This window comes from Streptomyces sp. NPDC054847, assembly GCF_053610925.1.
The window spans coordinates 1-4,556 of sequence record NZ_JBSGZJ010000535.1 but is presented as its reverse complement, the minus strand read 5'-3'; the positions used below and the strand labels follow the sequence as shown (position 1 = coordinate 4,556).

Genomic DNA, 4,556 nt, shown 5'->3' with positions numbered 1-4,556 from the left:
GGGCGTCCTCGGGGGGGCGCCGGGACGCCCGAGGCCCGTCAGGACTCCTGGTTGATCAGCTCGTTGATCTTGGCGTCGGCCGCCTTGGTGGCCGCCTCCACGGAGTCACCCTTGAGGATGGCCAGGAGCATGTTCTCCAGGACCTCCTCCTTCTCGATCGAGGTCCAGCCCGGGGCGATCGGGGTGAACCACGCGTCCGGGACGGCGTTGGCGATCGGAGCGGTCTCCGGCTTCGCCTTCAGCGGCTCCAGCTGCTTGGTGTTGTTCGGAAGGATGTTCTTGGCGGCGAGGACTTCCATGGACTTCTCGTTGGTGAAGAGCGAGATCCACTCCTCACCCAGGTCCGCGACCTTCGACTTGCTGGTCACCGCGAGGTCGGAACCGCCGATGAAGGAGGGCAGCGCCTTGCCGTTCGGGCCGGGCATGCCGGCCGTGAGGATCTTGCCCTCGAGCTTCGGGTTGCCGTTGTTCTTGCCGTCGATGACGGAGCCGGACTCCCAGCCGTTGCCGTAGAGAAGGGCGGCCTTCTCGTTGGCCATCACGTTGGCGTGGTCCTGCTCGTCCTTGGTCTGGTCGGCCTTGTTGTACTTCTTGACCAGGTCGATGAAGTGCTGGATGCCCTTCTGCGCCTCCGGCGAGGAGAGCGAGGCCTTCCACTCCTTCGCGCCCTCGTCGTACTCGGCGATCTTGCCGTCGTAGGCGGCCACGTAGGACATGGCGGCGTACCAGTAGCGGCCCGGCAGGTAGAGGGACGAGAAGCGCTTGTCCTTCTTGCCGTACTCGGCCGAGACCTTGTCCATCGCCGCCAGGAGCTCGTCCTCGGTCTCGGGCAGCTTGTCGACGCCCGCGCCCTTCTTGAGCATCTCGGTGTTGTAGATGGCGACACGGGCGCCGGCGTAGTAAGGAACGCAGAACTGCTTGCCCTCGAAGGAGCAGGTGTCCTTCAGGCCCTGGATCCAGGTGTCGGAGTTCTCGTACTTCTTCGGGTCGATCTCCGCGAGGGCGCCGTTGAGGATGTACTGCATCGTCTCGGTGTTGCCGAGCTCGACGACGTCGGGGAACTTGTCGCCACCGAGGGCCGTGTCGAGCTTCTTGGCCTTGTCCGCCCACTGCTGGTACTGGACGTCGACCTTCACACCGGGGTACTTCTTGTTGAACTGCGCGTTGACGTCCTTGACCAGCTCGGGCCAGGTCGACTGGGCGTCGACCATCAGCCAGACGGTCAACGTCTCCTTGCGGTCCTTCGGGCTCTTCGCCGATTCACTGCCGCCGTCGGAACCACAGGCCGCGACCGAGGCCATCATGGCCACCGCACCCACCGCTGCTACGAGCTTGCGCTTCACGCCACCCTCCTCAAAGGGATGCAAGAGTTACCCCCCCACCACCCGGGAGTCGCGCAGCACTTGACGGGACGCGCGCCAGATTCTGCCGTGGGGCTGGGACCTGATCCTTAATGGTTTAGACCAGTACCGGGAGCTTGGCCTAGACCTTTAGGGGTGTCAAGGGTGTATAAGAAGGGCTGTCGTGTCCGTTATCGGACCGACACCTGAGGGAGGGCGACGACCCGTTACCGGTCCGTGCCACCATGTGAGCCGCAGCAGACGGAGGAGCCGGTGACGGCAGGAGCACAGCAGTCGGGAAGGCGGGCCATGACCATGGACGGGGGCGGCACGGAAGCCGAGGGCGGGGCACAGACCCGCACCGCGCGCGTGCCCAAGTACTACCGGCTCAAGCGCCACTTGCTCGACATGACGGAGACCCTGCCGCCGGGCACCCCCGTGCCCCCGGAACGGACGCTGGCCGCCGAGTTCGACACCTCCCGCACCACCGTCCGCCAGGCGCTCCAGGAACTGGTCGTCGAGGGCCGGCTCGAACGCATCCAGGGCAAGGGCACGTTCGTTGCCAAGCCCAAGGTCTCCCAGGCGCTCCAGCTCACCTCGTACACCGAGGACATGCGCGCACAGGGACTGGAACCCACGTCTCAACTGCTGGACATCGGATACGTCACAGCCGACGACACCCTGGCCGGACTGCTGGACATCGCGGCCGGCGGCCGGGTGCTGCGTATCGAGCGGCTGCGCCTCGCGAGCGGCGAGCCGATGGCCATCGAGACCACGCATTTGTCCGCCAAGCGCTTCCCGGCGCTTCGCCGCAGCCTGGTCAAGTACACCTCGCTCTACACCGCTCTGGCGGAGGTCTACGACGTCCATCTCGCGGAGGCCGAGGAGACCATCGAGACCTCGCTGGCCACCCCGCGAGAAGCCGGCCTGCTCGGCACGGACGTCGGCCTGCCGATGCTGATGCTCTCCCGCCACTCGCTGGACGCCCAGGGAGAGCCGGTGGAGTGGGTCCGCTCCGTCTACCGCGGCGACCGCTACAAGTTCGTCGCGAGGCTCCAGCGCCCCAACGACTGACCCCGCTCCCCCTTCCGGCCGCATGGCACCGCAACCTGTTGCGGTGCCATGTCACGTTTTGCCCCCGCCGACCGGAAGTCGTTGCCGTACCGATATGCGGACCGGGGGTGACTCGGCGCGAACGGCTCGCCTAGATTTCCTGCCCATTACACAGGTGATCAGCAAGGGGACGGAGCCGCATGTCAGCAGTGCCCGAGGTACCAGAGGCGCCTGAAGCGCCCGAAGCGAAAGCACCGGTCGTCACACCGGTGCGCGTGATCATCGCCCTCTGCCTCGTCGCCCCGTTCGTGGCGATGCTCTGGGTCGGTTCGTACGCGAAGGTCGAACCCACGTTCATAGGCATGCCGTTCTTCTACTGGTACCAAATGCTCTGGGTCCTGATCTCGACGGCCCTGACGATGATCGCCTACAAGCTGTGGCAGCGTGACCAGCGCGCCCGCAAGGGGGGTGCGTCCCGATGAAGGACGGCGTGAACGGCGTCGCACTCGCCGTCTTCATCTTCTTCTTCCTGGCCGTGACGGTCATGGGCTTCCTGGCCTCGCGCTGGCGCAAGGCCGAGAACGAGAACAGCCTCGACGAATGGGGCCTCGGCGGCCGGTCGTTCGGCACCTGGGTGACGTGGTTCCTGCTCGGCGGCGACCTCTACACCGCGTACACCTTCGTCGCCGTCCCGGCGGCCATCTACGCGGCGGGGGCGGCCGGCTTCTTCGCCGTGCCGTACACGATCCTCGTCTACCCGCTGATCTTCACCTTCCTGCCACGGCTGTGGTCGGTGTCGCACAAGCACGGATACGTCACCACCTCGGACTTCGTCCGCGGACGCTTCGGCTCCAGGGGCCTGTCGCTGGCGGTCGCCGTCACCGGCATCCTCGCCACCATGCCGTACATCGCGCTCCAACTGGTCGGCATCCAGGCCGTGCTGGACGTCATGGGCGTGGGCGGCGGCGAAACCACGCACTGGTTCGTCAAGGACCTGCCGCTGCTGATCGCCTTCGGTGTCCTCGCGGCCTACACGTACTCCTCCGGACTGCGTGCCCCGGCACTGATCGCCTTCGTCAAGGACACCCTGATCTACATCGTCATCGCGGTGGCGATCATCTACATCCCGATCAAGCTCGGCGGCTTCGACGAGATCTTCGCCAGCGCCGGCGAGAAGTTCGCCCAGATCAACCCGGCCACCGACAAGCCCAACGGCGCTCTGGTGCCCGGCGAGCTGGGCCAGTGGGGCTACGCCACGCTGGCGCTCGGTTCGGCGCTCGCGCTCTTCATGTATCCGCACTCGATCACGGCCACGCTCTCCTCGCGCAGCCGTGAGGTGATCCGCCGCAACACCACCATCCTGCCGCTGTACTCGCTGATGCTGGGCCTGCTGGCGCTGCTCGGCTTCATGGCGATCGCGGCCGGGGTGAACGTCAAGAACGGCCAGCTGGCGATCCCTCAGCTGTTCGAGAACATGTTCCCCGACTGGTTCGCGGGCGTCGCCTTCGCCGCCATCGGCATCGGCGCACTCGTCCCGGCGGCCATCATGTCGATCGCCGCGGCGAACCTCTTCACCCGCAACATCTACAAGGACTTCCTCAAGCCCGACGCGACACCGGCGCAGGAGACCAAGGTCTCCAAGCTGGTCTCGCTGCTGGTGAAGGTCGGCGCGCTCGCCTTCGTCCTCACCATGGACAAGACGGTCGCGATCAACTTCCAGCTTCTGGGCGGCATCTGGATCCTCCAGACCTTCCCGGCGCTGGTGGGCGGTCTGTTCACCCGCTGGTTCCACCGGTGGGCGCTCATCGGCGGCTGGGCCGTCGGCATGATCTACGGCACCGCCGCCGCGTACGGCGTGGCCAGCCCGACCCAGAAGCACTTCGGCGGCTCGTCCGCGGAGATCCCGGGCATCGGCGAGATCGGCTACATCGGTCTCACCGCGTTCGTGCTGAACGTCGTCGTCACCGTCGTTCTCACCTTCGTCCTGCGGGCGGCCAAGGCCCCGGACGGCATCGACGAGACCAGCCCGTCCGACTACACGGCGGACGCCGGCGACCCGGGCGTCAAGGTGGAGCTGCCGCCGGCCACGGCGGGCGCTCCCGGCGGTCACTGACCGGTCGCACGGCGAAGGGCCGTCGCGTCTTCCCCCGGGAAGCGCGGCGG

4 protein-coding genes are annotated in these 4,556 nt (G+C 66.7%); 3 read left to right on the top strand and 1 reads right to left on the bottom strand.

Annotation, left to right across the window (positions count from 1 at the left end; translation table 11 throughout):
- Window positions 1–38: 38 nt before the first annotated feature.
- The gene (locus ACWGH4_RS31795) at window positions 39–1,343 is read right to left on the bottom strand and encodes a sugar ABC transporter substrate-binding protein (protein WP_441264117.1); all 1,305 of its coding nucleotides are present in this window, start codon (window positions 1,341–1,343) and stop codon (window positions 39–41) included.
- Window positions 1,344–1,649: 306 nt separating this feature from the next.
- Between ACWGH4_RS31795 and ACWGH4_RS31790 the strand changes: the two genes are divergently transcribed.
- The 3 genes from ACWGH4_RS31790 to mctP all read left to right on the top strand — a co-directional run bounded on the left by ACWGH4_RS31790 (window position 1,650) and on the right by mctP (window position 4,506).
- On the top strand, window positions 1,650–2,414 hold the full coding sequence (locus ACWGH4_RS31790) for a UTRA domain-containing protein (protein WP_441264237.1): 765 nt from the start codon (window positions 1,650–1,652) through the stop codon (window positions 2,412–2,414).
- Window positions 2,415–2,593: 179 nt separating this feature from the next.
- The gene (locus ACWGH4_RS31785; protein WP_441264116.1) at window positions 2,594–2,875 is read left to right on the top strand and encodes a DUF3311 domain-containing protein; all 282 of its coding nucleotides are present in this window, start codon (window positions 2,594–2,596) and stop codon (window positions 2,873–2,875) included.
- Complete coding sequence (gene mctP / locus ACWGH4_RS31780; RefSeq protein WP_307708205.1) at window positions 2,872–4,506, top strand: monocarboxylate uptake permease MctP; 1,635 nt, start codon at window positions 2,872–2,874, stop codon at window positions 4,504–4,506. Before ACWGH4_RS31785 ends, mctP begins: the two co-directional genes overlap by 4 nt.
- Window positions 4,507–4,556 lie beyond the last annotated feature (50 nt).

What these genes read in the sequence shown, in the direction of transcription:
- ACWGH4_RS31790 (WP_441264237.1), top strand. Translation starts at nt 1,650, where the DNA reads ATGACCATGGACGGGGGCGGCACGGAAGCCGAGGGCGGGGCACAGACC.
- ACWGH4_RS31785 (WP_441264116.1), top strand. Translation starts at nt 2,594, where the DNA reads ATGTCAGCAGTGCCCGAGGTACCAGAGGCGCCTGAAGCGCCCGAAGCG.
- mctP (WP_307708205.1), top strand. Translation starts at nt 2,872, where the DNA reads ATGAAGGACGGCGTGAACGGCGTCGCACTCGCCGTCTTCATCTTCTTC.